Origin of the sequence: Chryseobacterium echinoideorum, assembly GCF_007474535.1 — a bacterium.
Lineage (GTDB): Bacteria > Bacteroidota > Bacteroidia > Flavobacteriales > Weeksellaceae > Chryseobacterium > Chryseobacterium echinoideorum.
The window spans coordinates 1-26,562 of the sequence record NZ_VKNW01000001.1; the positions used below are offsets into that span (position 1 = coordinate 1).

The 26,562-nt window shown below is 34.0% G+C and carries 26 protein-coding genes and 1 rRNA gene; 25 read left to right on the forward strand and 2 right to left on the reverse strand.

Annotated elements, in window-relative coordinates; all coding sequences use genetic code 11:
• The first annotated feature begins 139 nt into the window (after window positions 1–139).
• From rrf to FOL89_RS00100, 20 genes are all read left to right on the forward strand, one after another.
• Window positions 140–247: ribosomal RNA gene (gene rrf / locus FOL89_RS00005) — 5S ribosomal RNA — on the forward strand.
• Window positions 248–507: 260 nt separating this feature from the next.
• Window positions 508–1,794, forward strand: a complete 1,287-nt coding sequence (locus FOL89_RS00010; RefSeq protein WP_144280806.1) for an adenylosuccinate synthase — start codon at window positions 508–510, stop codon at window positions 1,792–1,794.
• Window positions 1,795–2,169: 375 nt separating this feature from the next.
• A complete protein-coding gene (locus tag FOL89_RS00015) occupies window positions 2,170–3,024 on the forward strand; it encodes an energy transducer TonB (RefSeq protein ID WP_144280807.1) in 855 nt (284 codons plus the stop codon).
• Between the two features lie 165 nt (window positions 3,025–3,189).
• A complete protein-coding gene (locus tag FOL89_RS00020; RefSeq protein WP_144280808.1) occupies window positions 3,190–3,963 on the forward strand; it encodes a ParA family protein in 774 nt (257 codons plus the stop codon).
• 62 nt (window positions 3,964–4,025) lie between these two features.
• Complete coding sequence (locus FOL89_RS00025; protein WP_144280809.1) at window positions 4,026–4,916, forward strand: ParB/RepB/Spo0J family partition protein; 891 nt, start codon at window positions 4,026–4,028, stop codon at window positions 4,914–4,916.
• Window positions 4,917–5,555, forward strand: a complete 639-nt coding sequence (locus tag FOL89_RS00030; RefSeq protein WP_144280810.1) for a DUF5683 domain-containing protein — start codon at window positions 4,917–4,919, stop codon at window positions 5,553–5,555. It begins immediately after the preceding gene.
• A gap of 20 nt (window positions 5,556–5,575) precedes the next feature.
• A complete protein-coding gene (gene dapB / locus FOL89_RS00035) occupies window positions 5,576–6,277 on the forward strand; it encodes a 4-hydroxy-tetrahydrodipicolinate reductase (protein WP_144280811.1) in 702 nt (233 codons plus the stop codon).
• A gap of 122 nt (window positions 6,278–6,399) precedes the next feature.
• A complete protein-coding gene (lepB, locus tag FOL89_RS00040; protein WP_144280812.1) occupies window positions 6,400–8,043 on the forward strand; it encodes a signal peptidase I in 1,644 nt (547 codons plus the stop codon).
• Window positions 8,044–8,105: 62 nt separating this feature from the next.
• A complete protein-coding gene (locus FOL89_RS00045; RefSeq protein WP_144280813.1) occupies window positions 8,106–8,714 on the forward strand; it encodes a WbqC family protein in 609 nt (202 codons plus the stop codon).
• 39 nt (window positions 8,715–8,753) lie between these two features.
• Window positions 8,754–10,433 (forward strand): S8 family serine peptidase, encoded by a 1,680-nt coding sequence (locus FOL89_RS00050; RefSeq protein WP_144280814.1) that lies wholly within the window; start codon window positions 8,754–8,756, stop codon window positions 10,431–10,433.
• A 180-nt stretch (window positions 10,434–10,613) separates the two neighbouring features.
• Window positions 10,614–11,111 (forward strand): lipocalin family protein, encoded by a 498-nt coding sequence (locus FOL89_RS00055; protein WP_144280815.1) that lies wholly within the window; start codon window positions 10,614–10,616, stop codon window positions 11,109–11,111.
• Window positions 11,112–11,129: 18 nt separating this feature from the next.
• Window positions 11,130–11,819, forward strand: coding sequence for an OmpA family protein (locus FOL89_RS00060; protein ID WP_144280816.1), 690 nt, complete (start codon window positions 11,130–11,132; stop codon window positions 11,817–11,819).
• Between the two features lie 111 nt (window positions 11,820–11,930).
• Window positions 11,931–12,815, forward strand: a complete 885-nt coding sequence (locus FOL89_RS00065; RefSeq protein ID WP_144280817.1) for a decaprenyl-phosphate phosphoribosyltransferase — start codon at window positions 11,931–11,933, stop codon at window positions 12,813–12,815.
• A complete protein-coding gene (locus tag FOL89_RS00070) occupies window positions 12,815–14,122 on the forward strand; it encodes an FAD-binding oxidoreductase (protein ID WP_144280818.1) in 1,308 nt (435 codons plus the stop codon). Before FOL89_RS00065 ends, FOL89_RS00070 begins: the two co-directional genes overlap by 1 nt.
• Complete coding sequence (locus FOL89_RS00075; protein WP_144280819.1) at window positions 14,123–14,848, forward strand: SDR family NAD(P)-dependent oxidoreductase; 726 nt, start codon at window positions 14,123–14,125, stop codon at window positions 14,846–14,848.
• Between the two features lie 3 nt (window positions 14,849–14,851).
• Window positions 14,852–15,439 (forward strand): HAD family hydrolase, encoded by a 588-nt coding sequence (locus tag FOL89_RS00080; protein ID WP_144280820.1) that lies wholly within the window; start codon window positions 14,852–14,854, stop codon window positions 15,437–15,439.
• Window positions 15,440–15,463: 24 nt separating this feature from the next.
• Window positions 15,464–15,922: a protease complex subunit PrcB family protein gene (locus tag FOL89_RS00085; RefSeq protein ID WP_144280821.1), complete on the forward strand. Its 459-nt coding sequence runs from the start codon at window positions 15,464–15,466 to the stop codon at window positions 15,920–15,922.
• A gap of 2 nt (window positions 15,923–15,924) precedes the next feature.
• A complete protein-coding gene (locus FOL89_RS00090; RefSeq protein ID WP_144280822.1) occupies window positions 15,925–17,100 on the forward strand; it encodes a cysteine desulfurase family protein in 1,176 nt (391 codons plus the stop codon).
• A 65-nt stretch (window positions 17,101–17,165) separates the two neighbouring features.
• Window positions 17,166–17,483 carry a thioredoxin gene (gene trxA / locus FOL89_RS00095; RefSeq protein WP_034741495.1) on the forward strand — a complete coding sequence of 106 codons (318 nt, stop codon included), beginning with the start codon at window positions 17,166–17,168 and terminating at the stop codon, window positions 17,481–17,483.
• Window positions 17,484–17,835: 352 nt separating this feature from the next.
• Window positions 17,836–18,168 (forward strand): zinc ribbon domain-containing protein YjdM, encoded by a 333-nt coding sequence (locus FOL89_RS00100; protein WP_144280823.1) that lies wholly within the window; start codon window positions 17,836–17,838, stop codon window positions 18,166–18,168.
• A gap of 44 nt (window positions 18,169–18,212) precedes the next feature.
• On the opposite strand, the gene FOL89_RS00105 is transcribed toward FOL89_RS00100, so the two are convergent.
• Complete coding sequence (locus FOL89_RS00105; RefSeq protein WP_144280824.1) at window positions 18,213–19,148, reverse strand: ABC transporter ATP-binding protein; 936 nt, start codon at window positions 19,146–19,148, stop codon at window positions 18,213–18,215.
• A gap of 128 nt (window positions 19,149–19,276) precedes the next feature.
• On the opposite strand from FOL89_RS00105, the gene FOL89_RS00110 reads away from it, so the two are divergent.
• From FOL89_RS00110 to FOL89_RS00125, 4 genes are all read left to right on the forward strand, one after another.
• Window positions 19,277–19,936: a YceI family protein gene (locus tag FOL89_RS00110; RefSeq protein ID WP_144280825.1), complete on the forward strand. Its 660-nt coding sequence runs from the start codon at window positions 19,277–19,279 to the stop codon at window positions 19,934–19,936.
• A 401-nt stretch (window positions 19,937–20,337) separates the two neighbouring features.
• Entirely contained in the window at window positions 20,338–21,348 is a 1,011-nt protein-coding gene (gene pheS / locus FOL89_RS00115) for a phenylalanine--tRNA ligase subunit alpha (RefSeq protein WP_144280826.1), read from the forward strand.
• Between the two features lie 198 nt (window positions 21,349–21,546).
• Entirely contained in the window at window positions 21,547–23,289 is a 1,743-nt protein-coding gene (locus FOL89_RS00120; RefSeq protein WP_144280827.1) for a sensor histidine kinase, read from the forward strand.
• 10 nt (window positions 23,290–23,299) lie between these two features.
• Complete coding sequence (locus FOL89_RS00125) at window positions 23,300–23,944, forward strand: response regulator (RefSeq protein WP_144280828.1); 645 nt, start codon at window positions 23,300–23,302, stop codon at window positions 23,942–23,944.
• A 636-nt stretch (window positions 23,945–24,580) separates the two neighbouring features.
• Here the strand turns inward: FOL89_RS00125 and FOL89_RS00130 are convergent.
• Window positions 24,581–25,351, reverse strand: a complete 771-nt coding sequence (locus tag FOL89_RS00130) for a DUF3108 domain-containing protein (protein ID WP_144280829.1) — start codon at window positions 25,349–25,351, stop codon at window positions 24,581–24,583.
• Between the two features lie 149 nt (window positions 25,352–25,500).
• Here FOL89_RS00130 and FOL89_RS00135 point away from each other — a divergent pair, with 149 nt between their 5' ends.
• Window positions 25,501–26,556 (forward strand): NAD(P)/FAD-dependent oxidoreductase, encoded by a 1,056-nt coding sequence (locus FOL89_RS00135; RefSeq protein ID WP_144280830.1) that lies wholly within the window; start codon window positions 25,501–25,503, stop codon window positions 26,554–26,556.
• Window positions 26,557–26,562: the final 6 nt, after the last annotated feature.

Below are 26,562 nucleotides of genomic sequence, written 5' to 3' on the forward strand. Positions count from 1 at the left end.
GCCTATTGGTTACAATACCAAGCCTTATAAGTGCAGAACTGGTTTTGCCTTTGTGATGAAATTTACCGATAAAAAGCAGTATGCTTTACGCTGTAAGCCTTGGGCTTATAGCCTACTGCCTACAGCTATATACAACCTTTAGGGTGGTTTTAGCGGTGGGGCTCACCTGTTCCCATTCCGAACACAGAAGTTAAGCCCACCAGCGCCGATGGTACTGCGAAAGCGGGAGAGTAGGTCGCCGCCAGTTTTTTTTACAAACCTCATACAATAATGTATGAGGTTTTTTTATGTCCTTACTTTTTTGGCTCCTCATTCAAAAAATACTCCAACTCATCATCAATTCAAAACTCATTAATCAGAACTCATTTAAATTAAAATAACAAAAAAAAAGCTTGGTGAATATTCCAACAATATAATTTTAAACCTCTTCTGAAATAAAGATACCCACAAATTTGCTCACCAATATTTTTAAAACTAATTTTGCATGAATCTAAAATAAAAGTAAATATGTCAACTTACGTAGTTGTAGGTCTTCAATACGGAGATGAAGGGAAGGGTAAAATCACAGATGTTTTATCGGCAAAATCAGATTACGTTGTACGTTTCCAAGGAGGCGACAATGCTGGTCATACGGTTTATGTAGGAGATGAAAAATTTGTTTTACATCTTCTTCCTTCTGGAGTTCTTCAGTGTAAAGGCAAATGTATTATTGCCAATGGAGTAGTTGTTAATCCTAAATCCTTCATGAAAGAAGTCGGTCAGATTGAAGAAAAAGGTCTTAAAACAGACCATATTTTTATCAGCAGAAGAGCTCACGTAATTATGCCGTATCATATTCTTCTGGATACTTACCGTGAAGAAGAGCATGGAGGTACACAGATTGGAACTACTAAAAAAGGAATAGGACCTTGTTATGAAGATAAGATTGCAAGAGTAGGCATAAGAATGGTAGATTTACTTAATCCTGAAATTTTAAGAGAAAAGATTGAGAAAAACCTAAAAGTAAAAAACTCTCTTTTTGAAAAATACTACGGTAAACCAACATTAGATGTTGAAGAGATTTATAATGAGTTTCTAGAAATCGGAAAACAGCTTCAGGATAGAATTGTTGATACAGAAATTGAACTGAATGAAGCTATTCAGCAGGGTAAAAATGTGCTTTTTGAAGGCGCACAAGCTCTAATGCTGGATATTGATTTCGGAACATATCCTTACGTAACATCATCATCTCCATCAACAGGAGGAGTTTGTACCGGAGCAGGAGTTCCGCCGACTTCTCTTCAAAATTTAATTGGTGTAGCAAAAGCTTACTGCACAAGAGTAGGTAACGGGCCTTTTCCATCGGAGCTTGATAATGAATTGGGTGAAAAAATCAGACAGATTGGACATGAATTTGGTGCTACAACAGGCAGACCAAGAAGAACAGGCTGGCTAGATTTAGTGTCATTGAAGCATGCTTGTATGATCAATGGTATCAATAATTTAGTGATTACAAAACTAGATGTACTGACAGGTATAGATACTATTAAAATTGCTACAAAATACAAAACGGAAGATGGCAAAATCATAGATTATTTTACATCTTCTACCACGAAGCTGTATGATTACGAGGCAATGTATGAAGATCTTCCTGGCTGGACAGAAGACATAACAAAAGCAAGAAGCTATGACGAACTTCCTTTAAACGCTCAGAAATACATAGAGTTTATAGAAGAATATTTAGGAATTAATGTATATCTCGTTTCGGTAGGACCAGAAAGAAGCCAGAACATCATCAGAAAAGAGTTGTTTTAATATTTCTCCAAAATACAACATTAAGAGACCATTATTTGATGGTCTCTTTTTTTTGGAGCTGATTCCCGCTATCGCTACTCGCTTTTTCTAAGTTTCGGCGATGGCTTTTGCCACCGCCAAAACTTAGAAAAGAGCTCAAACATGCCGCTCAATCGGGGCTAGAATAGTTGTGTTCATTAGAAATATAGATCTTTTTCATTACCTCTCTAATTTATTATTCGATAAATAGTTAATTTAATTTTATTTAAGTTTTTTAATTAAAATATTATTTTATGGTAAAAATTTGGCAAAAATTTTGATACTAATTAAATCCAATTGAATGATTTATTGAAAACTGATAATTGTTCATTTTTTTAACAATTAAATTTTACTGTGATGAAACATCTAGAACACAACCAGGAATTTCGGCTTAATGAAATTCTTTTCCAAAACCGTAACAAAGCGTATGGTGCGTATGCGCTGAGAAACGAGTCAGACAGAATCCTGACAAAAGCACTTGTCATTGGAGCTAGTTTATTAGCCTCTGTAGCTGTAACTCCGCTCTTAATTAATGCTTTTAAGACAACTGAAGTACACGTTCCTGTTGAGCCTGTATATAGACCGGTTAATGTAGATATTATACCTGCAGAACCTGAAAAGCCTAAAACTATTGAAGTTGTAAAGCCTGTAGAGTCTGCACCACCACCAAGTGTGAAACAGTACGATTCACAGGTCGTAACTCCCACCAGAAATGCAGATGAAAGTAATTTGGTAACGGAAATTCCAAAGGATGCGATTGCGGGATTAAAAAATGATTTTGAGGCAAAACCTGCTGACCAGAATATCCACATTCCTGTAAGTGTCAATTCAGGATTAGGTACAATTGCTCCACCAAAGATTATTGCACCTATAGAAAATACTTCTGACGATGCAGTAGACAATCCCGACATACTTGCTGTAAGTGCAGATTTTGAAGGAGGCATCAATGCATTTAGAAATAAGGTGATGAATAAGTTTGACGTATCTGCCTTTCAGGATGAAGGAAGTATAAGTACAACGGTAACATTTGTTGTTGAAAAAGACGGAACAATTTCAAACATTAAAACTAACGGAAAAGATGCAGGATTTAATGCTGAAGCCATCAGAACAATCAAAGCGGTAAAAGGAAAATGGGTTCCGGGCAAAAATAAAAAAGGTGAATCTGTAAGAAGTCTTTTTAAATTTCCTATTTCAATGAAATTCGATAATTAGTTACCATAAAAACCAATATATATAGTTATCCACAAAGATTTATTTTTGTGGATAATTTTTTTGTTACGTAATCTTCTTATTAACAATATTTTAACTCAATTTTCGTTTTAGTCATTCTTCAATAGCAGAGAAAAAAGTGTATTTTTGAGCATTAAAGTTTGAGCAATGGCAAAAATTATAGGTATCGCTAATCAGAAAGGAGGTGTGGGAAAAACAACAACCGCCGTAAATTTAGCTGCAGCATTAGGAGTATTAGAAAAGAAAATCCTTATTATTGATGCAGATCCGCAGGCAAATGCTACTTCTGGTTTGGGTGTAGAAGAAGTACAATATTCTACCTATAATCTTTTAGAACATAGTGTTGATACTAGAAATTGTATTCAGAAGACAACTACTCCCAATTTAGATATTGTACCATCACATATTGATTTGGTTGCAGCAGAGATTGAACTGGTCGATAAGGAGAATCGTGAATATATGCTCAAAGAAGCTTTAAAAGAAGTTAGGGATGATTACGATTATATTATAATCGACTGCGCACCAAGTTTAGGATTGATTACAATAAATGCGCTTACAGCGGCAGATTCTGTCATTATTCCTATTCAGTGCGAATATTTTGCGCTTGAAGGTCTTGGTAAACTCTTGAATACCATTAAAAATGTACAGAAAATACATAATAAAGATCTGGATATTGAAGGCTTGTTACTTACAATGTATGATAGCCGTTTAAGACTTTCCAATCAGGTAGTAGAGGAAGTAAATTCACATTTTCCCGAAATGGTTTTTGAAACAATCATCAGTAGAAATGTAAGACTAAGCGAAGCACCAAGTTTTGGCGAAAGCATCCTAAATTATGATGCGGAAAGCAAAGGTGCCATTCAATATATTCAGTTGGCGGAAGAAGTTTTACTGAAAAACGAAAAATTAGTTAAAAATTAAAATGATTTTTGTAGTTAATAATTAATGCATCAATTATCATTTATAATAATCATTTATAAAGAATGAAGGACAAAAAAAGAGCAATGGGACGTGGTTTAGGAGCTATCCTGAGTGCAGAATCCAAAGCTACAGTCAATACGGCGACTGACGAAGGTGCAGATAAATTTGTTGGGAACATCATGGAAGTTCCCATAGAAGATATATATCCTAATCCTACACAGCCAAGAACCTATTTTGACGAGAAAGCGCTAAACGAGTTGGCACAATCCATCAGGAATCTCGGGGTAATTCAGCCGATAACTCTTAGAAAAGATGGCGAAAAATTTGAAATTATTTCAGGGGAAAGAAGATTCAGAGCAAGTAAAATTGCGGGTCTTTCTTCTATTCCGGCATACATTCGTCTGGTAAATGATCAGGAGCTTTTGGAAATGGCTTTGGTGGAAAACATCCAGCGTGAAGATCTTGATGCCATTGAAATTGCGTTAACTTATCACAGGCTTTTGGAAGAAATCGGTCTTACGCAGGAAAATCTTAGTCAGAGAGTAGGTAAAGACAGAAGTACAATTACCAATTCGATAAGATTATTGAGGTTAAGCCCAGATATTCAGAACGCCATCAGAAGCGGAGAGATTTCTGCAGGACACGGAAGAGCTATCATCAGTCTTGAAAACGAAGAGTATCAGAAAGCACTTTTTGATATGATCATCAAAGAAAAACTGAATGTACGTCAGTCTGAGCAGGCAGCTACTGCTCTGAAAACCCCCAAATCTCCGGCTGCAAAAAGAGCAAAAGCAGAACTTTCTAACAATTATAAAAGAGCACAAAAAACGATTGCAGACATTCTTGATGTAAAAGTAGAAATTAAAACTACCGGAAACGGAAAGAAAGGTAAAATTGTGTTAGACTTTAAAAATGAAGATGAGCTGGAATATATTTTATCTCATATTAAATAAATGAAAAAAAACCTTTTCACTTTCTTTATTTTTTTATCAGGTCTGGTTTTTTCACAAATCAATCCTAGAGATAGTATAAGACTTGAACATTATGCCACAGATAGCATTCCTGCTGCCAAACCTCAGGCTCCTGCAAAAGTTATTCAGGAGATAGAAAGGGTAAATGCTCCCGCAAAAAAAATGGTAACAAAGCTCAATCCTACCAAAGCGGGATTGTATTCTGCTGTTCTTCCGGGATTAGGTCAGGCTTATAATAAAAAGTACTGGAAAATACCCATTGTTTGGGGAGCTGTAGGAACTGGAGTTGGAATTGCAATTTGGAATCAAAACAGATATAAAGAATACAGAGAATATTATATTGCAAAACTTAACGGAACTCCCAACGAGTTCCTGACAAGATTTCCCAATCTTGATGCTGTGGCATTGGGAAATGCGCAGGATCGTGCAAAAAGACAGAGGGATTATGCGATTGCAATTTCCGGTCTTATTTATATACTAAATATTGTAGATGCTGTGGTAGACGCTCATTTATACGAAGGACGAAAAGATCCTGATCTTACGTTTGCACCTGCAGTGATTTATGATGATTACAATTTGAATCCACCTAAAACAGGATTGGCGTTTACCTATAGATTTTAAAAAACTTTAGAATTAAAAGAATGAGAATAGCATTAGTCGGATATGGAAGAATGGGCAAAATTATAGATGAGATGGCCACTAAAAGAGGACATGAAATTGTTGCCAGACTGAAAGAAACACCGACTGCGGAAAACCTTCATAACCCGGATGTTGTTATAGAATTTTCCTTGCCGGAAGTTGCTTTTGATAATATCAAATCTTGTCTGGAAAATAAAATTCCTGTAATCTGTGGTACAACCGGCTGGCTAGATAGAAAAGCAGAAATTGAAGATATTGCTGTTCAGAACGAAACGGCATTTTTATATGGCTCTAATTTTAGTTTGGGAGTGAATTTATTTTTTGCTTTAAACGAAAAACTGGCTGCGCTGATGAAAAATGTTGATCAGTATACTTGTCAGCTTGAGGAGATTCATCATATTCATAAATTGGACGCACCAAGTGGAACGGCTATTTCTTTGGCGGAAGGAATTATTAGTAATTCAGACAAGTTCGAGGCATGGAAACTTGAAGAAACTGAGGAAAAACAATTAGGCATTTTTGCAGTAAGAGAAGATGAAGTTCCGGGTACACATAGCGTTTATTACAGAAGTGAAGTGGATGAGATTGAAATTAAGCATACCGCTTTCAACAGAAATGGTTTTGCATTGGGAGCAGTTGTTGCAGCAGAGTGGATTAAAGACAAAAAAGGAAATTTCACCATGAAAGATGTTTTAGGGCTTTAGCTTTGTAACAAAATTCCTACCTTGCAAACTAATACACGTGAATGATGAAATGTTAATAGTAAATCTGTTATCATTTATCGCTCATCATTAATCATTTATATATAGATTTAGGCACAAAATTTATGAATTACTTTTTAACGTATACAGTTTACGTCCTCATTTTGTCAGTACTGATGGGGATTTCTACATGGAAGCTGTTTAAGAAACTGGGGTACAGTCCGCTTTTTGCGTTTATACCTTTTTATAACTATTTCATTATTCTTAAAGAGACAAAACATCCAAAATGGTGGGCTGTTTTATCATATTTGCCGATTGTAGGGCCAATCATGATGAGTGTTTTTCATTTATATCTGATGAAAAAGTTTGGTAAAACTCTTTTCAAAGATCAATTACTTACGGTGATTTTGCCATTTATTTATATGGCGACAGTCAATTATTCAAAAGATGCTGAAATAGAGGATGAAAACGAAGTTTATCTTTCTCAGGAAGAAAAAGAAGCAAAAAAGAAAGATTCATTCATTGGATCTATTACTTTTGCTGTTGTTTTTGCTACCATCATTCATACTTTTGTTACCCAGCCTTTCGGAATTCCTACGGGTTCCATGGAGAGAACTTTGCTGGTTGGAGATTTCCTTTTCGTAAATAAGTGGAGCTATGGATACAGGTTGCCAATGCGACCATTAGCAATTCCATTCTTGCAGGGAACCATTTATGATTTTCAAAAAGATGGTAATCCTAAAAATGATGGAAAATCTTATGTAGAAGCCGTAAAATTACCTTACGAGAGAATTTTTCAGTTCAATAAACCTCAAAAAAATGATATAGTCGTTTTCAATTATCCGCGTGATTCTGTGCATGTTTCGCTAGACAGAGCCGATCCTTATGTGAAAAGATGTGTTGCTGTTGCAGGAGATACATTTGAAATGAGAGATGGCAGAATGTTTGTGAACGGAAAACCGGAAACAGTTTTGGGAGATCAGGAAGTGCAACATAGATACATCGTAAGTACCGGAAGCCAGCTTGATATTCCGGGTTTATATAATATTTATGGATTTTTGCCGGTACAGGAAATTCAGAATGGGAATGGGTTTATATATGCATTTCAAGGTTTAACGAATAAGGTAGCTGCAGAAATCAAGCAACTTCCTCAGGTTATTGAAATGAAAGAGGATATTCAGCCTAAAGGTGAATCTGCGATTGCATATTATAATAATGAGACAAAGGCAAAAATAGATACTACCAATTCAATATTTCCTATTAACAAAGCATGGAATCAGGATCAGTACGGACCTTTAACAATTCCTAAAAAAGGTGATGTAGTTACTATCAATCAGGAAACTTTACCGGAATATCAATGGATTATCAAAAACTATGAGCACAACACATTAGAAAATAAGAACGGTAAAATTTTCATCAACGGAAAAGAAACCAACCAATACACGATAAAGCAGGATTATTATATGATGGTGGGAGATAACCGTGATGCTTCTTTGGATGCAAGATTTTTTGGTTTTGTACCGGAAGAAAATATTGTTGGAAAACCAATGTTTACATGGATGAGTTTACAGGGAGCGTTCTCAGATAAAAGTTCCTCTTATCAGGCACCTTTTAAGATTCGGTTTGATAGAATGTTCAAAGCAACTAATACGGGCGAAGCTAACAAAACTTCGTATTGGTGGATTGCAGTGATGATTCTTATACTGTTTTTCGGATGGGAATACTTTGTAAAATTATTCAGTAAAAAGAAAGAAGAGGACGAGATTTAATTATAATTTTAAAAAATGAGATGAAGTATTTGAATAAAATACTTCATTTTTCTATTAAGACTATGCAAAATATATTATTACCGGTATTTTATTTGCCGCCTGTTTCATGGTTTTCAGAATTTTTAGATCCTGAACATGAAATTATTTTTGAACAATTTGAAAATTTCCCTAAACAAACGTATAGAAACAGAGCTAATATTTACGGAGCGAACGGCAAACTTTCGCTAATTATACCAATCAATCATAATGGAAGCAGGATTTTCAGAGATATTGAAGTTTCTTATCGGGAAGATTGGCAAAAACTACACTGGAAATCCATAAAAACAGCTTATCAAAGCTCGCCGTATTTTGAATATTACGAAGATAAACTGGTTCAGCTATACGAGACCAAAGAGAAATTTTTATTTGATTTTAATCTGAAAAGTATTCAGGTTATTCAGAATATTTTAAAAACAGAAAAGGCATATTCTTTGAATAAGGAATTTGTCAGATTTCCGGAAGGGCTGAACTTTAGAGAAAAATTTTCGGCAAAAAATCCTTCAGAATACGAAATGAATGAGTATTATCAAACATTTTCAGATAAGATGGGTTTTCTAAAAGACTTGTCAATTTTAGATCTTATTTGTAACAAAGGTCCTGAATCTGTTACTTATCTAAAAGAGATAAAGTGATTATGTAATTAATTCAAAAAAAGAACAATAAATCTAGATATGAAAAAGGTATTTTTAGCAGCAGTTTTTTTAATAGGTTTTACCTATTCATCTGCTCAGCAAATTTCTGATCCAAAGGAAGACAAAGATTTAATGACTTGGTATCATAAAGATTTTTCTACTTCAAATGTATATGGGGTAAATACAGAAAACGCATATAAATTCTTAGAATCAAAAGGTCTGAAACCCAAAACTGTTGTTGTAGGTGTTTTAGATAGTGGTGTTCAGGTAGATCATCCCGGATTGGTAAAAAATATATGGACAAATCCTAACGAAATTCCCGGAAACGGAAAAGATGATGACGGAAATGGATATGTAGATGATATCCACGGATGGAATTTTATTGGTGGAAAAAATGGAGATATTGGTGTTGATAATATGGAAGTTACCCGCGTTGTTGCAAAATACAAACCTGTTTTTGAAGGGGATGATTCTACAAAAAACAAAGCAAATCAGGCAAAAATGCCGGAAGAATTTGCAATGTATATGAAATCTAAGGAAATTTTCAATAAGAAAAGTGTAGAGGGAAAACAGCAGTTCAAACAATTCGAAATGATAAATCAGGCAATTCCGACTATGGTATCTGTTTTAAATGGAAAGCCTTTGACAACAGAAAATATCAAAGGAATTACTCCAAAAAAACAGGAAGAGGCAATTGCACTGGAAATTCTTAAAAATCTGGCAGGAAATCCTGAATTTGCCGGAAAATCTCCTCAGGAAGTGGGAGATATGATTTCAAAAGAAATAAAACCGGCACTTGATCATTTTGGTCCGATGGCAAAGCAATATGATTTAAGCTTTGATCCTCGTCAGGAAATTGTGGGTGATAATTATGACGATTATTCCGAAAAGGCGTATGGAAACAATCATTACGAAGGTCCGGATGCAGAACACGGAACTCATGTTGCAGGAATTATTGCAGGGTTGCCTCAAGGAAAAGAGGTGCAGTACGGAGTAGCCTCCAGAGTTGCAAAAATTATGACGGTAAGAACAGTTCCTAACGGTGACGAAAGAGATAAAGATGTTGCCAACGCCATCAGATATGCTGTTGATAATGGTGCTAAAATTCTCAATATGAGCTTCGGAAAACCTGTTTCACCAGGCAAAAATGTGGTTTGGGATGCTTTTAAATATGCACAGGATAAAGGTGTATTGCTGGTAAAGGCTGCCGGGAATGAGAATGAAGATGTTGCCGAACATCTTGCGTATCCTACCAATTTTAAAAATGTTACCGATGCTGCTCCTTTTGTAAATAATGTAATGGTTGTAGGAGCAAGCACAAACAGAAATACTGATTTAAGAGCGGGCTTTTCCAACTATAACAAAAAAATGGTGAATGTTTTTGCTCCGGGCGAGGAAATCTATTCAACTGTTCCTAAAAACGATTACAGTTATCAGCAGGGAACTTCAATGGCGTCACCTGTTGCAGCAGGAGCAGCAGCAGTATTATTGGCTTATATGCCCAATTTGAAGCCTGATCAAATTATAGAAGCTCTAGTGAAAACAAGCAACATCAGTAAAGAAAATGAGTTTGGAGAAAAATCTCAGGCGGGTGGTGTAATTGATGTAAAAAAAGCAGCAGAATATGCTTATAATAATTTTTACAGCGGAAAGAAATCATCAGGAAATACAAAATCACCTAAGAAAAATAAGCGGGCTAAAAAATCTGTTAAAAGATAGTTACCACCTTTTTTACGATATAAAACTGATAAAGCCTGCTTCTTGCAGGCTTTATTTTTTTTAGTTTGAATTAACTTGGCACGGTTTTTTGTAGTATATCAAATGTTAAATAATAAACTTGAAAGTAAAATTTGATCATTATAGTCTGATTTACTTGGAATTAATAATAAACATTTACATATGAAAAAACTATTACTTGCAGGCATAGTAGGAGCTTCACTTTTTGCGGTGTCTTGTTCCGGAGTTAAAAAAGCAGGTGCAGCTCAAAACCAAAGAGCTGAATTTCTGAAAATGAAAGGAGATTGGCAAATTGTCAGTATTGATTATGATAAGGCATATAAAATAAAACCTTTTGATGAGGGAGCTGATGCTCAGTGTTTTATCGGAAGTCACTGGAGATTTATTCCAAATAACTACTCAGGATCATATACATTGAACGGTGGCGGATCTTGCCCAAAACTTATCCAGCCAATTAAAATTGATATCAAATCTAATGTTTTCAGCTTTAAAAAAATTGCAGAGGGAACAAAAGCTAAACAAAATACAGCAGGATATACATTAAATTTAATTGAGAGGGGTACAGATGAGTTCTCTTTAGAACAGAATGTTCCATTTGAAGGCAATACAATTAAGGTTGTGTACAATTTTGAGAGAACAGGAATGGATTTTACCAGATAATTTTTAAAAATATTTATAATGAAATTTAACAAAACATATATTAGCGCATTATTTTTATCTTCAGCTTTATTTTTATCAAGCTGTGAAGCAGTGAAAAATTCTAATCATCAACAAAGAGGAACTGCAGTAGGTGTAGCTTCGGGCGCTGTGATTGGCGGAATTTTAGGAAATAATGTAGGAAAAGGAAAAAATGCAGCTTTAGGAGCAGTTTTAGGTGGAGTTATCGGTGGTGTTGCAGGTAATGTTATCGGTAGCAAGATGGATAAGCAAGCTAAAGAAATCAAAGAAACCCTTCCTGGTGCGGAAGTTGAAAGAGTAGGTGATGGAATTAAAATTACTTTAAATGAAAGTATCGTTACATTCGCATTCGATTCTTCTAATCTTACTACTTTAGCAAAAACGAATCTTGATAAATTATCACAGGTATTAATCAATAATCCGGATACAAACATCAATATTTACGGTCACACAGACAGCAAAGGTTCTGACGATTACAACCAGAAACTTTCTGAAAGAAGAGCAAATGCCGTAAAATCATATTTAATATCAAAAGGTATTTCGTCAAGCAGAATGTTCGCATTAGGAGAAGGTGAGGCTATGCCTATCGCAACAAATGATACTGATGAGGGAAGAGCAAAAAACAGAAGAGTGGAATTTGCGATTACTGCAAATGAAAAAATGATTAATGACGCTCAAAACGGACAATAATCCATTTTAATAAATAAATACGATTTCAAAAAACCGCCTTGGCGGTTTTTTTTGTATTTTTATACGGAATTTTTTACATAAATCAGTATTTTTGCACTCGAAACTACATAAATGAAGAAATATCTAAAACTACTTCGTGTAGAGCAATGGGTGAAAAACCTGTTTGTCTTTGTACCACTGTTCTTTTCCGGGAATATTAATAATATAGATTTATTATCCAAAAGTATTTTTGCTTTTGTCATATTTTCTTTAGCTGCCGGAGTGGTTTACATACTTAATGATTATAATGACATAGAAGCAGATCAAAAGCATCCTGAGAAAAGGAAAAGACCATTGGCAAGTGGTGCTGTTTCCAAAAGGAATGCAATTGTAATTTTGGTTGCACTGATAATTGCAGACATTTTTTTAGTATTGTTTGCTCAGTTTTTCTTTCATATTCTGGTTTGGAAGTTTGCTTTAATCATTGCCTTTTATTTTGTAATGAATCTGGCTTATACTTTTAAACTGAAACACGTTCCTATTATAGATATTTTTATTATTGCAATAGGTTTTGTTCTTCGGGTACAGGCAGGTGGTTATATTACAGGGATTTTCATATCGCAGTGGGCAACATTGCTCACATTTGTTTTGGCATTAGTATTGGCTATTGGCAAAAGAAGAGGGGAACTGATTAACGCACAGACTTCAGGCAAAACCAGGAAAGCTTTAGATGGGTATAATGTTCAGTTTGCCGATATTACACTTTCAATTTCGGTGTCACTGGCAATTGTTTGTTACCTGATGTTCACATTATCACCAGAAATTCAGGCAAGACTGCATTCTGCGGTTTTCTATACCGTCATCTTTGTGGTTTTTGCTTTTTTAAGATATTTACAGCAGACTTTGGTATATAACCGGACAGAATCGCCTACCAAAATAGTCTATAAAGACCGTTACATACAGGTTACTTTAGTATTGTGGGTAGCTGCATTTTTAATTTTAATTTACTTTAAATAATGAAGCCGGATTTCATACAAAAAGTTTCAAACTGGGGTAATTTTCCTGTAGTGGAAAAAGAAATGAAGTCGGAAGATAGCTTCAGAAAAATTAGAGAATTTATTCATAATCATAATGAAGTCATTGCAAGAGGTAATGGGAGATGTTATGGCGATGCTTCTTTAGGAGAAAATATTTTCTCAACCAGTAAGCTTAATAAATTTATCAGTTTCGATAGATTAAACGGAATTATTGAATGTGAATCAGGAGTTCTTTTGTCGGATGTTTTGGAGATTTCTGTTCCACAAGGCTATTTTTTAATGGTAACACCAGGAACAAAATTCATAACAATTGGCGGCGCCATCGCTTCAGATGTGCATGGAAAAGGAATTCACTGTTTTTCAGAATGTCTTATTGAGTTTAGTCTGATGAATGAGAGCGGAGATATCTTAAAGTGCTCCAGAGAAGAAAATTCTGAAAAGTTTTGGGCAACTATTGGAGGAATGGGACTTACAGGAATTATTCTTTCGGCTAAATTCAGACTCAAAAAAATTGAAACAGCTTATATCCGTCAGGAAAGCATAAAAGCAAAAAATCTGGATGAGATTTTTGAATTATTTGAAGAATGTGAAAGTTGGACTTACAATGTAGCATGGATCGACTGCCTCCAAAAAGGTGAAAACATCGGAAGAAGTGTATTGCAAAGAGGTGAATTTGCTTTGAAAAGTGAACTTCCGGAAAAACTGAAACACAAACCTCTTCGTTTAAAAAACACAAAATTACCCGCAGTACCGTTTTATTTTCCTGGTTTTGTACTCAATAATCTAACCGTAAAAATCTTTAACTTTTTAATTTACAATAAACAAAAAAATAAAATTGTAAAAGATATCATATCCTATGAAAGTTTTTTCTACCCTCTTGATATTATAGAAGATTGGAATAAGATTTATGGTAAGTCGGGATTCATACAATACCAAATGGTCATTCCCAAAGAAAAAGGAAAAGAAGGGATGAGAAGGATATTGGAAACTATTGCAAATTCCGGAAACGGTTCCTTTTTGGCAGTTCTCAAATTTATCGGGAAAAACAATCCAATGGCATATAACTCCTTTCCTTTCGAAGGCTATACACTGGCTTTGGATTTTAAAGTGAATACTAAGCTTAAAAAACTTGTGACCCAACTTGATGATATTGTAGAAGAATTTGGTGGAAGAATTTATCTTGCAAAAGACAGCATGAGCAAGTCTTCCTTAACGAATTACCTTAAGAATGTAGAGAGCTCAAAATTTGTATCTCTTCAGCATAAAAGAATCTTAAATAACAAATAAATGATTGTTCTCGGTACTACGTCCGAAGTGGCACAGGCTTTTGTAGAAAAAGCTTTGCAGGAAGGAGAAAAATATGAAAAAATTTATCTCTTTACCTCTAATTTGGAATCTGCAGAAAGATTTGCCAGACATATTGATGTGAAATTCTTGCAGCAGTCAGAAGTCATTGAATTGGATTTAAGAAAAGAAATAAAATACTCTGAGTTTGATTACATCCATTCTGACTTGTTGTTTTGTGCAACGGGTTATTTAGGAGAAGGAACGGAAGAAGGTTTGTACGATAATAAAAATACACAACAGATTATTGATATCAATTACGCCAAACTTGTCCCGGTTGTTAATTATTTCGCAAATAAATTTGAAACCAGAAGAACGGGTACGATTATCGGACTTTCATCTGTTGCGGGAGAAAGAGGAAGGCAGAGTAATTTCATTTATGGAAGTGCAAAAGCAGCATTTACGGCTTATTTAAGCGGATTGAGAAATTATCTTTTCGAAAAAAAAGTTCATGTAATGACTGTAAAACCGGGTTTTATGGCGACTAAAATGACAGAAGGCTTGCCGCTTAATCCAAAATTGACAGCAACACCGAAACAAGCTGCCGATTGTATTTTCAAAGCATACAAAAATCAGAAAAATGTTGTATACGTGTTGCCGGTTTGGGGAATTATTATGATGATTATCCGCAATATTCCGGAGTTCATTTTTAAAAAATTAAAACTTTAAGCAATGAAAAAACTGTATTGTTTTGATTTTGATGGAACGCTTACTTATAAAGATACGATGTTTATGTTTCTTAGATTTTATAATCCTGTGAAATTTAGGATACAGTTTATCAGGCATATTCCGCTTTTTATTCTTTTAAAATTGAAATTGGCAGATACTGAAAAAGTCAAGAAAAGCTTTATTGGCTCTGTGCTGAAAGGTCAGCTTCAGTCAAAAATAGAAGAAAAAGCTAAAAAGTTTTTTGAAGAAAACTATCCGAAAATCTTTAGGGAAAATGCATTAGATTTTATTAATAATATAGATAGAGAAAATACTCAAAGTCTTATTGTAACAGCATCTCTTGATATTTGGGCTAAACCTTTTGCCGAAAAGCTGCAGATGAAGCTCGTTTCTACACAGGCAGAGTTCAGAAATGGTATTTTTACAGGAAATTTTATTGGCATTAATTGCAATGGAAACGAAAAATTGGAGAGAATAAAAAAAGAAATTTCCGGATATAAGTACGATAAAATCATTGCTTTCGGAGATACTTCAGGAGATAAAGCCATGTTAAAATGGGCAGATGAAGGTCATTACCGTTTTTTTCATTAATTTTGAAGAATCAATAAAGATAAAATGAACAGATTGCTAATTTTGTTTTTTGCAACATTATTTAGTTGTACAGGAACTACGGCACAAAAAACTTCGTCTATGCAAAATCAGGCAGAAATTCTTGTCTCTGAAACTCAGGGCGGAACAGAAAAACAAGGATTCAGAATTTTAAATAATCGACAGGAATTAGCAGACGAGATCAAAGACAGATATACTGCGTCCGGACAAAGCCCGATTATAAAAACTCCCGCTTTCCCGAAAGATAAAAAAGTGGTGGTCTATTATTTGGGAACCTTCAATTCCGGAGATCACCAAGTCAATGAAATTAAAAGTGTTTCTGTAAAAAAAAATATACTTTACGTAGAAATAACAGAATATGAATCGGGGGGAATGGCAATTCAGGTAATGTCAAATCCATGGTTTGTTTTCTCGGTTCCTGTCAGCTACAAGTTCACATCTGTACAACTAAAATCTTCAAAGTAAAAATGAATAAAATATATTTGGATAACGCTGCAACAACACCTCTTTCCGATGAGGTAATTGATGCAATGATTGATACAATGAAAATAAATTTTGGAAACCCGTCATCTACCCATAGCTTTGGTCAGGAAGCAAAAATTCTGATTGAAAATGTCAGAAGGCAGGTCGCTGATTATCTTCATGTAAGTCCGGCTGAAATTATTTTTACTTCTTGCGGAACAGAGTCCAACAATATGATTATTAAATCTTGTGTTGAACACCTGGGTGTACAAAGAATTATAAGCTCTCCTTTGGAACATAAGTGTGTTTCTGAAAGTATTCTGGATATGAAAAGCAGAAAAGGAGTTGAGGTAAATTATATTCGTCCTAATGAAAAAGGTGATATTGATCTGGTAAAACTAGAAGAGCTTTTGAAATCTTCAGACAAAAAAACACTGGTAAGTTTAATGCATGCCAATAATGAAGTTGGAAATCTTATTGATTTAAAAAAGGTTGCTCAGATTTGTAAAGAAAATAATGCATTATTTCATTCAGATACTGTGCAGACAATGGCTCACATGAATCTTGACTTTTCTGACATTCCTGTAGATTTTGCTTCATGTAGTGCACATAAATTTCATGGTCCTAAAGGAATAGGATTTGCTTTTGTACGTAAAGCAACAGGTTTGAAAGGCATTATAACAGGCGGACCACAGGAAAGAAGCCTGAGAGCAGGAACGGAAAATGTTGCAGGAATTGCAGGTTTAGGAAAGGCTCTTGAGCTTTCCATCAAAAATATGGATAATTATACTGCTCATATGCAAAGCATAAAAAAATATGCTGTGGAAAAGCTCTCTGAGGAGATTTCCGGAATAAAATTCAATGGGAGAAGTGCTGAACCTGAGAATAGCTTATACACAGTAATAAGTATTCTCCTTCCTTATAAAAATCCTCTTATCGGATTACAATTAGATATGAAAGGTATTGCCGTTTCTCAGGGAAGTGCCTGTTCGTCAGGAGCTTCTAAGCCTTCTATGGTTATGATGATGGTTTTGTCTGAGGATGAGATGGAACATTGTACTCCGTTGCGTGTTTCGTTCAGTCACCTGACTTCAAAGAACGATATAGATACATTTGTAGATGCTTTAAAAGAAATCTCGAAAGATTTTGTTATAGAAAATACAAATGTAGAGCATAGATAACCTTATGGTTCAATAGTTGTAAATTTGTACTTGTAAATTAGAATTAATAATAAAAAAATAAAAACATGGCTTTAGAAATTACAGATAGCTCGTTCCAGGAAACAGTTTTAAAATCAGATAAACCGGTATTGGTAGATTTTTGGGCAGTATGGTGTGGACCGTGCAGAACATTAGGACCAATCATTGAAGAAGTAGCCAGCGATTTTGAAGGGAAAGCTGTAGTAGGAAAAGTAGACGTAGATAATAATCAGGAAATTTCCATGCAATATGGAATCAGAAACATTCCTACAGTACTGATTTTTAAAAATGGTGAAGTGGTAGATAAATTGGTAGGAGTAACTCCAAAAGAAGTTATTGCAGAAAAATTAAGTGCACACTTATAAAAATAATTACTTAGATAATGAATGCTTTCCGGATTCGGGAAGCATTTTTTATTTTAATTTCCGGAAATCATTCCCAAGAGATATACGATGCTGTTACTGAAATTCAGCTATTAAAAATGGTCTTTCTTTGGAAAAACTAATAAAAAGGCATATATTTACACCAGTAAAATAAGCGTTCTTAATCTTGTTTAAATAGTGACCTATTAGTGATCTAAAACAAGAGTACAGTATAAAGCTTATGGATAGGGTTGTTTTTGAAAAAGAACAAGTCCGTCCGGATCACAATCTTGTAATATTTTACAGGATTTTTTATTTATCATTACCGTTAAAATTAACTTTAAAAAATTAAACCATGAGCGATACAATCATTTGTCCTAAATGCCAGTCAGAATATACATATGAACAAGATGGAGTGATGGTTTGTTCCCAGTGCTTCCATGAGTGGAACCCTTCTGAAACAGCTGATGAGGATAAGATTTTTGATGCTAACGGAAACGAGCTTCAAAATGGTGATTCTGTCGTTGTCGTAAAAGATTTGCCTGTGAAAGGAGCACCGAAACCTGTAAAGGCAGGAACTAAGGTTAAAAATATACGTCTTAGACCAGGATCAGATCACAATATTGATTGCAAAATTGATGGTTTTGGAGCAATGGCTTTAAAATCGGAATTTGTGAAGAAAGCATAAATTACGATGATAATTTCGATCCGAAGGTAAAAAAGAGGAAGAGGTTAGCTAAAAATGACTTTTACGGTATTTTCAATATGATTTTCGGTAAACATTAAAAGTTCTTTGTTTTTGTATTGGATCTTATTCCAGTAATGATTTCCCGCAAACCTGCTTTGTAGAACTTCGGAAATACCGCCATTTTCTGAAAGCTTTATCTGGTGTGGGTAATAAAAAAATCTATCAATCTCAAGTTCTTGCATTTCATTAGGCGAAAACAGATTTACTTCACCGAATAGTTTTGCAACATATTCATTTTTAGGATTTTGATATGTTGATATTGCACTGTCGTTTTGGATTAATAGACCATTTTTTAAAATGACAATTTCGTCAGTCCATGCCATGACATCCTGAAGTTCATGTGTTGAAATAACAAGGCTAATGTTATTTTCCTTTACATATCTGAACAATTTTTCCCTAAGCTCAATTTTTCTGGGAAAATCAAGATTACTGAAAGGTTCGTCAAGCAAAAGCAGCTTGGGTAAAACAGAAAGTGCTCTTGCAATAGCAACTCTTTGCTGTTGCCCTCCACTTAAATTTTTAGGTAAAACCTTGGCAAACTCAGCGAGTCCCACAATATCAAGCAGTTCTTCAACTTTTTCTTTTTTCTTAGCTAAATTGATATTTGAAATAAACTTTCCCACATTATCCGCTACTGTGGCATACGGCATCAAGTCGAAACTTTGAGCTACAAACTTCATGTCTGATTCTCCGGGAACAAGATTTCCTTTGGGTCCCGATAATTTTTTTCCATCAAAAATAATATCACCATGCTCCCAATCGTGTAAACCATAGATTAGACTCAGTAAGGTAGATTTTCCGCACCCGCTTTCTCCGGCTAATGCAATAATTTTACCTTTTTCCAACTGCAGGCTGAAGTTTTCAAAAAGTTTTTTTTCTTTTGAATAGGAAAAATGAAGGTTTTTTATCTCAAGTAGCATATTGCAAAAATAATGGTTTTTGAGTTAAGCTGGCATATTTTTAGTAATTTAGCAACAGCAAAACTTTTTGTAATTGACATTGAGAATCAGTAAGTTTTGTAAAATCTGGTAATAATAAACTTTTAAATATGAAAAAAAATATCTTATCTTTTGCCTTCACATCATTTTTTTTGGCAGTTATCGCTGTTTCATGTTCTAAAGAAAAACCTGTCACAAGTGATTTCAATGATGTTTCCACTACAAAAGAAGGTGCTAGGTTTGTAGTAGATACTTTGAACAGTAATATAGAATGGAAAGGATATAAAGTTTTCAAAACAGAAAATTCCAGCCACTTTGGAACTATAAAGTTTGAAAGCGGAGTAGTAACCGTAAAAGATGGAAAGCTGGAAAGCGGAAATTTTGTTGCTGATATGTCAACTCTAACTTCGGAAGATTTAAAAGACCAAAAAGAAGATCTTAAAAAGCTGAATAATCATCTGAAAAGTGCAGATTTTTTTGAAGTAGGCAAGTTTCCTACAGCTTCCTACGAAATTACAAAAGTAAGCCCCACAGCAGAAGGTGACTATAATACAGTTTTGGATGGAAATCTTACTGTAAAAGGAATTACAAGACCTGTACAGTTTAAAGCAAACGTGGCTGTAAAAGGAAATCTGGTAAGCATTGCTACAGAGCCAAAAGATATCATGAGAGAAGAATTTGGAGTCAAATTTCAATCACCGGTGGAAAACGGAGTGATAAAAAATGAAGTAACCCTTCAAATGAAAGTTAAAGCACTGGAAAGAAAATAATTGAAGATTCTTATGAGTAAGGCAATTCTAATATTAAGTATAGTCTGCATGATTTTTTTAGTAAGCCTGCAGTTATTCTTTTATTTTTCTTTTGGTAATCAGATTACCAGGATTCTGGGAGAAATGTTTACAATACCTTCGATACTATTGTTGATTTTTCTGTTTTTCTTTAGTTTGATAAATGTATTAAGAAAGAAAAAAGAATACTACTTAATTTTTGCCATCAATTTTTTTACGGTTCTGACGATTACAGTCAGCACTATAATCGATCAAAATTAATTTTTATCAATTTGCAAAAGTCTGTTTATCAGTGAGGTAGATTTTTTTTATGATAATAGAAAAGGTTTTTGAGCCGAAAAGCGTATTTTTGCAAATACATTTTTTTTGAAAGTATAAAAACGATGATTGATAAGATAGAAGATTTACTTGAAGAAGTAAAAAACTTTAGTACAACAGGTAAAGACGAAATAGAAAGTTTCCGGATCAAATTTAATGGAAAAAAAGGAATTCTGAATGATTTTTATGAAACACTGAAAGAAGTTCCTAATGACCAGAAAAAAGAATTCGGGCAGAAAGTCAATACTCTTAAACAAGCTGTTAATGCTAAGTTGGAAGATTTGAAAAATGCTTCCGTATCTTCTGTTATTTTTGAAAAAGAAGATCTTACCCGACCTGCTTTTCCATTAGATCTAGGGTCACGTCATCCGATTAATCTTGTTAAAAACAGGATTATTGAAATTTTCAGATCTATAGGTTTTGCTGTAGCAGATGGACCAGAAATTGAAGATGACTGGCACAATTTTACGGCACTTAATCTTCCCGAATATCATCCTGCAAGAGATATGCAGGATACTTTCTTCATCGAACAAAATCCTGATATTTTACTCAGAACACATACTTCATCGGTTCAGATTAGATATATGGAAGAAAATCAGCCGCCTATCAGAATTTTATCTCCGGGTAGAGTTTTCAGAAACGAAGCGGTTTCTTCGCGTTCTCATTGTATCTTTCATCAGATTGAAGGTTTGTATATTGATGAAAATGTAAGTTTTGCAGATCTTAAACAGACTATTCAGTTTTTTACTACAGAACTTTTTGGAAAGTCTAAAATCAGAATGAGACCGTCTTATTTTCCTTTCACGGAGCCAAGTGCAGAGATTGATGTGTATTGGGGTTTAAATTCTGAGACAGATTACAGAATTACCAAAGGAACGGGCTGGCTGGAAATTATGGGTTGCGGAATGGTAGATCCTGCTGTCCTTAAAAACGTCAATATTGATGCTGAGAAATATTCAGGTTATGCTTTCGGAATGGGAATTGAGCGAATTGTGATGCTGTTGTATCAAATGAGCGACATCAGAATGTTTTTTGAAAATGATATCAGAACTTTAGAGCAGTTCAAAACTCTATAAAAAAATTACATATATAAAAGAGATCCTGTAAATTTTGCAGGATTTTTTGTGTGACATATTATGAAATGTAACATTTTGATTAGATAGGGATTAATTATTTTAATGCAATTTTTATATCAAAACAAGATGATTTTTTTAATATTATGTTTAATTTTACAATTATAACTACCATTCAGAAATTTTCAACTACCCATGAATATGAATAAAAAAGATAATTCATCGCAATCATTTGGATTCAGGTATAGAAAAATCGTTCATTACTCTCTCATTGTATGTATTCTGCTGATCCAGCTCATTATTGCAGCTTTTTTTTATAACGAATTTATCAAAAGTAAAAACTTATCTTTTATAAAGAAGCAGCTGGAAGAAGTGCATTCACTTGAAAATCTTACAGACAATTCAAAAAACGAATTGCTTATCGCTCAGGAATTTCTCCAGAAATATATGGAAACTAAAGATGAAACATATCTTAATTCCTATTTCAGGTCTCTAAATATTTTAGATGAAAATTTGAATGTTATCAATAAGTATGAAAATAAATTTCCCAAGATAAAAGAAATTTCAAAGCCCGCACAAAACTCATCTTCCAATCTGAGTGAACTGAAGCAGCTTATAGATTCAACCTATCAATATTCTTCCCAACCTGATTTTAAAATAAATAATTTTGATATTCCTTCTTTTAAAAAATACTCTGTAAATTACGATTTTGACAAGTTCGATGTTGTTTTAGATACGAAGGTTTTTAAAGATACAATCAAAAAGAAAGGGCTTTTCGGACGTATAGGAGATGCGATTTCAGGGAAAGGGGAAAGAGAAAAGGATAGTGTGGTTGTTACGGTAAAACATGGTGTAATGCCTACTTCAAGAAGCATTAAAGCTGATTTTGACAGTATTTTGAGGGTTGTTAATCATCATTATTTGGTAGAGGGTAAGAAAATGAAGGTGAGAGTTAATAATACCAGAAATAATAACGATAAATTTTACAAAGTATTTAATAATCTTTTTGTTTACAGCACAGGATTAATGAATGTGTACGAACAGGCAATTGAAGTTTCTAAAACTGATCTCAAAAAAGAATATGAAAAGCAGAGTTCAAAAAATAATCAGATTCGGACTAATCTTGTTTTCGGAGCTATGATACTTATGTTTGTTGTTTCTGTTCTTATCATGCTTCTTACCAGAATTGCATTTATCTACGAAAAAAGATTGAGCGCCGCAAATCTGCAGATTAAAGAAAACCTTAATTTTAAAAACAGAATTTTGGGGATGCTGAGCCATGAGCTGAGATCTCCGCTGAAAATTATCGGACTATTTATTAACAGGATCAACAAGAAAACAAATGATGAAAGTATTAAAGAATATCTTAAATCTATTAGTTTTACAAATAATACACTGCTTATGCAGGCCAATCAGATTCTGGAATATACCAAAAATCAACAGGTTGAAAATAAGATCATTCCTGTAGTTTTTAATCTTAGCAACGAGATTTCGGCTATTATGAATTCAATGGAGCCATACATTGAAACCAGAAATAATCAATTTATTGTTAGACAGGAAATTGATAAAAAGATTGAGGTTTTTTCGGATAATACAAAGATTAATCAGATTTTTATGAATATATTGGGTAACGCTAATAAATTTACTGAAAACGGAAAAATTACGGTTGATACAAAATCAGAATTTTTGGATGATCACACAGTAGTTCTCACCGCAAAGATAAGTGATACCGGGGTAGGAATTTCTCAAACTGATTTGAAAAATATCTTTGAACCTTATTATCAGGGCGTTTTATCTACCGAAGTTGAAAATCTGGGAGCGGGTTTAGGATTGAGTCTTTGTAAGGAACTTGTAGAACTCTACAATGGAGAAATTTCAGTGGAGAGTGAGCAAAACCAAGGAACCACAGTTTCTTTCAGAATCAATTTAGAGGTTAAACATTAAACTTGAAATTATGCTTTCTACAGAAAATAGTCATATCAATCTTTTATTAGCAGACGATCACAGCCTGATAAGACAGGGGATGGAATTTGTCATTGAAGAAATAGGGTGGGAAGCAAATATTATCCATGCATCCAATCTTAAGCAGGTTTTGAATGTAGTGGAAAACCAGCAGATTGATATTGTTATTATAGATGCTGTTTTCCCGGACGGAAACAGTTTAAGCATTATTCCGGAAATTAAAAAGCTAAGCCCCAAAACGAAAATACTGGTTTTTTCAGGTCTTGATGAGCAAACACAGTCTCTTAGATACATCAACGCAGGAGCCAATGGCTTTCTGAGTAAAATGAGTGAGGAGGAAGAAACAAAAAATGCTGTCCTGAAAATACATGAAGAAGGAAAGTATTTATCATCCGTTACACAAACGGTACTCTTGGAGTCAATCAAAAATCCTGATGTTTTAAATCCTCTGCAAAGGCTTACACAAAGGGAACTCCAAATCGCCGAAATGTATGCAAAAGGATTAGGAAACCTTGAGATAGCTAATATTCTTGATGTGAAACAAAATACAATCAGTACTATCAAAAAGAGAATTTTTGAAAAGTTGGATATTGATAATATTGTTGAACTGATTAATTTATTTAAAACAAACCATTAGTTTTTTAATATAAGTCTTTTATTTACAGATTTCTAAAGGGTTTAAATGACCTATTTTCCATATTTTCTTTTTGTAGATATATATCTACAATCGTATCGAATTCTATCTATTGTTTTTTTTTGCCCACCCTTGCTGATGTTGCTAATTTTACAACATCAAAATTGATCATACGAAATCAATGATGGGTTTAATAAAAACACAATAATTTAATCTGATTATATTAATTAGGCTAAAAAGAAAGAAAGATTTTTTTGGTGGTAGTTTAAAACACGAATATGAAAAAAAATTAAAATACTCTCTGCAGAGCCCAGAGGTTCTGTAGAAGTATTTTTCGAAAGATACGATTCTATAAACACAGATTAATTACCACTGTATTCTATTACAGATCATCCCACTCTGTGATAGATATTTAAAACTAAATAGTTTTCAAGTACTCACAAATGACTGAAAAATGCCTTAGTATAGTTACAGAGCTTTTTAGCTCTGTAATGGATACAGGTGAAAATTATTTCGGCTATAAGCAAATTTTAGATAAAATAAAAATGCTGTTTCATGAACTTTGAAACAGCATTTTTTATAAAATAACTTATTGTCATAATGTTTAATAATAAGTTGTTTATGCTTTTTAAGCAGATTCTATTTAATAAATTTCAAAGGATATTTTACATTCTTAAAATCATCAATACTCGCCTTCAAAGAACCTACTGCAAGTTCTGCCTTCAAAAGAATTGGAATATGATTATAATCGTTGCTTACCCACATGGTAACGCCTTCTTTTTCTTTGAAAACACGACCGCTTTTCACAGACGGAATTATTTTTAAACAATTAATCGTTCCGAATTTTGTTTTAAGATTTTCAGTTCCGGTAACTTTTAGCTGAAAAGGGAACATTTCATCGTCAATCCACACATTCATGTTGATAACGGTACCAATCTTAAGCTCTGCAGGTGTTTTACTTCTAAGATAATAGAAACACGAAAGCATATCCTGCACTCCTCTTACAGATTTTATAGTTTTAGAACCGTTGGAAGGAGTTTTCTTATCGGTTAAAATCAATGTATTATTGTTGTGATTAAAAGCCGTCTGCAAATGCTGTGTATAGCTCCCTTCTCTTACATTTCTCACATAAAAACTTGGGAGTTCTGTCGCAATATTGATGTAACTTTCATATAGATCTTCTACTTTAAAAAAAGCTCTCACAGCTCCTGTTGTTTGCCCGGTACCCCTTACATATAAATGAGGTGCGCCATTATAATTAACTTTTTTAGTGGTAAGATTAGCATAACCTGCATTGAGGAAGCCATAATGTATTCTTAAACTCAAAGATTCACCATCGGCAATATTAGTAAGTTGAGAGTAGCCTAAAAAGGATATAATTGTGGTTACAATAATGAGTATTTTCTTCATAATCTATATTTTACAAAAACATTGCCAATTTTCGGAAGCTGTTTTTGTGTTTTTGATAAATCTCAGTTTTTTATTTAGGTAATCCTAAATATGCTTCGCATTAAAATTAGTAAATTTGCGGGTACAAATTATTAAATAATCGTCAAATTATGATTACTACAGATATATTAATTATCGGAGCAGGACCAACGGGACTTTTTGCTGTATTTGAAGCAGGGTTGCTTAAAATGAAATGCCATATTATTGATGCGCTTCCACAGCCGGGAGGACAGTTGGCAGAATTGTACCCTAAAAAACCGATTTTTGATATTCCGGGTTATCCATCTGTAAATGCAGGAGAATTGATTGATAATTTAATGGAGCAGATTAAGCAGTTTCAACCGGGTTTTACTTTGGGAGAAACGGCTGTTTCTTATACAAAAGTTGATGACGAATGGTTTGAAGTTGTGACTAATAAAGGTACAATTCACAGAGCAAAAGCAATTGCTATTGCAGGTGGATTGGGAACCTTTGAGCCTAGAAAACCGACAATTGAAAATGTTGCAGATTACGAAGAGAAGGGAATAGAGTATTTTGTAAAAGAACCTGAGCAGTTCAGAAATAAAAAAGTAGTCATTGCAGGTGGAGGCGATTCTGCTCTTGATTGGAGCATTTTCCTTTCTAATGTAGCAAGTGAAGTAACACTGATTCACAGAAGAAATGAATTCCGTGGAGCTTTGGACTCTGTGGAAAAAGTACAGGATCTAAAAAACCAGGGTAAAATAAAACTGATTACTCCGGCTGAAGTAACAGGAATACGAGGAGACGGAAAAGTAGAAGCAATCACGATAAAGATTGACGGGCAGGAGGCTGAAGATATTGAAACAGATTATTTTATTCCATTATTCGGATTAACGCCAAAATTGGGTGAAATCGGAAACTGGGGGCTTACTATTGAGAAAAATGCTATTGTCGTTAATAATGCTTTAGATTATCAAACCAATATTGACGGTATCTATGCAATAGGTGATATTAATACTTATCCTGGAAAATTAAAGTTGATTCTTTGCGGATTCCATGAAGCAACACTCATGTGCCAAAGTGTGTACAATAGATTAAATCCCGGAAAAAAATTCGTCTTAAAATATACAACCGTAAGCGGAGTTGACGGATTTGACGGGAGCCGAAAAGAAGCTGAAAAAGCTGTTGTTAAAAAAATTGACTAATTTTAT

Coding starts and splice junctions, on each gene's coding strand:
- lepB (WP_144280812.1), top strand. CDS start 6,400: ATGAATTACTTTTTAACGTATACAGTTTACGTCCTCATTTTGTCAGTA.
- FOL89_RS00090 (WP_144280822.1), top strand. CDS start 15,925: ATGAATAAAATATATTTGGATAACGCTGCAACAACACCTCTTTCCGAT.
- dapB (WP_144280811.1), top strand. CDS start 5,576: ATGAGAATAGCATTAGTCGGATATGGAAGAATGGGCAAAATTATAGAT.
- FOL89_RS00020 (WP_144280808.1), top strand. CDS start 3,190: ATGGCAAAAATTATAGGTATCGCTAATCAGAAAGGAGGTGTGGGAAAA.
- FOL89_RS00065 (WP_144280817.1), top strand. CDS start 11,931: ATGAAGAAATATCTAAAACTACTTCGTGTAGAGCAATGGGTGAAAAAC.
- FOL89_RS00055 (WP_144280815.1), top strand. CDS start 10,614: ATGAAAAAACTATTACTTGCAGGCATAGTAGGAGCTTCACTTTTTGCG.
- pheS (WP_144280826.1), top strand. CDS start 20,338: ATGATTGATAAGATAGAAGATTTACTTGAAGAAGTAAAAAACTTTAGT.
- FOL89_RS00045 (WP_144280813.1), top strand. CDS start 8,106: ATGCAAAATATATTATTACCGGTATTTTATTTGCCGCCTGTTTCATGG.
- FOL89_RS00010 (WP_144280806.1), top strand. CDS start 508: ATGTCAACTTACGTAGTTGTAGGTCTTCAATACGGAGATGAAGGGAAG.
- FOL89_RS00135 (WP_144280830.1), top strand. CDS start 25,501: ATGATTACTACAGATATATTAATTATCGGAGCAGGACCAACGGGACTT.
- FOL89_RS00105 (WP_144280824.1), bottom strand. CDS start 19,148: ATGCTACTTGAGATAAAAAACCTTCATTTTTCCTATTCAAAAGAAAAA.
- FOL89_RS00070 (WP_144280818.1), top strand. CDS start 12,815: ATGAAGCCGGATTTCATACAAAAAGTTTCAAACTGGGGTAATTTTCCT.
- FOL89_RS00130 (WP_144280829.1), bottom strand. CDS start 25,351: ATGAAGAAAATACTCATTATTGTAACCACAATTATATCCTTTTTAGGC.
- FOL89_RS00025 (WP_144280809.1), top strand. CDS start 4,026: ATGAAGGACAAAAAAAGAGCAATGGGACGTGGTTTAGGAGCTATCCTG.
- FOL89_RS00080 (WP_144280820.1), top strand. CDS start 14,852: ATGAAAAAACTGTATTGTTTTGATTTTGATGGAACGCTTACTTATAAA.
- FOL89_RS00050 (WP_144280814.1), top strand. CDS start 8,754: ATGAAAAAGGTATTTTTAGCAGCAGTTTTTTTAATAGGTTTTACCTAT.
- FOL89_RS00100 (WP_144280823.1), top strand. CDS start 17,836: ATGAGCGATACAATCATTTGTCCTAAATGCCAGTCAGAATATACATAT.
- FOL89_RS00060 (WP_144280816.1), top strand. CDS start 11,130: ATGAAATTTAACAAAACATATATTAGCGCATTATTTTTATCTTCAGCT.
- FOL89_RS00075 (WP_144280819.1), top strand. CDS start 14,123: ATGATTGTTCTCGGTACTACGTCCGAAGTGGCACAGGCTTTTGTAGAA.
- FOL89_RS00110 (WP_144280825.1), top strand. CDS start 19,277: ATGAAAAAAAATATCTTATCTTTTGCCTTCACATCATTTTTTTTGGCA.
- trxA (WP_034741495.1), top strand. CDS start 17,166: ATGGCTTTAGAAATTACAGATAGCTCGTTCCAGGAAACAGTTTTAAAA.
- FOL89_RS00085 (WP_144280821.1), top strand. CDS start 15,464: ATGAACAGATTGCTAATTTTGTTTTTTGCAACATTATTTAGTTGTACA.
- FOL89_RS00120 (WP_144280827.1), top strand. CDS start 21,547: ATGAATAAAAAAGATAATTCATCGCAATCATTTGGATTCAGGTATAGA.
- FOL89_RS00125 (WP_144280828.1), top strand. CDS start 23,300: ATGCTTTCTACAGAAAATAGTCATATCAATCTTTTATTAGCAGACGAT.
- FOL89_RS00030 (WP_144280810.1), top strand. CDS start 4,917: ATGAAAAAAAACCTTTTCACTTTCTTTATTTTTTTATCAGGTCTGGTT.
- FOL89_RS00015 (WP_144280807.1), top strand. CDS start 2,170: ATGAAACATCTAGAACACAACCAGGAATTTCGGCTTAATGAAATTCTT.